Genomic DNA, 418 nt, shown 5'->3' with positions numbered 1-418 from the left:
GTCAGCAGCGCCGCGGTGCCCTCGAGCAGGCGTGCTCCCGCAAGACCCAGGCGGCGCAGGCGCTCGCGGTCGCGGAAGGCATCGACCGCCGTGAAGCGCTCGCCACCCCCGACGATCGTCGCGACCGTCGGGTCGATGTCACTCCCGACGAGTTCCGCGCTTTCACGGATGAAGTCACCGACCGCCGCCGTCCGCTCGGCGACGAACGCACCGCCGTACAGCAGCGCGGCGGCCTCGAGCAGCGGCGCGATATCGACCTCGATGATCTCGACCCCGGATGCGGTGAGCCGATCGACGACCCCGCGGAACGCTTCGACCCATCCGGGCGCCAATCCTTCGAGGTGCTCGGCGGTCGGAATGGCCACGCGGGGTGCGGGTTCGAGACCCGGCAGCGCTTCGGCAACCCGGATGAGCGGGT

The 418-nt window shown here is 71.3% G+C and carries 1 pseudogene; it reads right to left on the bottom strand.

The features are described from left to right. Positions 1 to 418: pseudogene (locus MIC448_RS15420) on the bottom strand (amidase family protein); the annotation flags it as partial.

It is taken from the genome of Microbacterium sp. C448 (genome assembly GCF_000582705.2).
Classification (GTDB): domain Bacteria; phylum Actinomycetota; class Actinomycetes; order Actinomycetales; family Microbacteriaceae; genus Microbacterium; species Microbacterium lacus_A.
The sequence above is the reverse complement of the archived record's forward strand: the minus strand, read 5'-3'. Positions and strand labels throughout refer to the sequence as shown.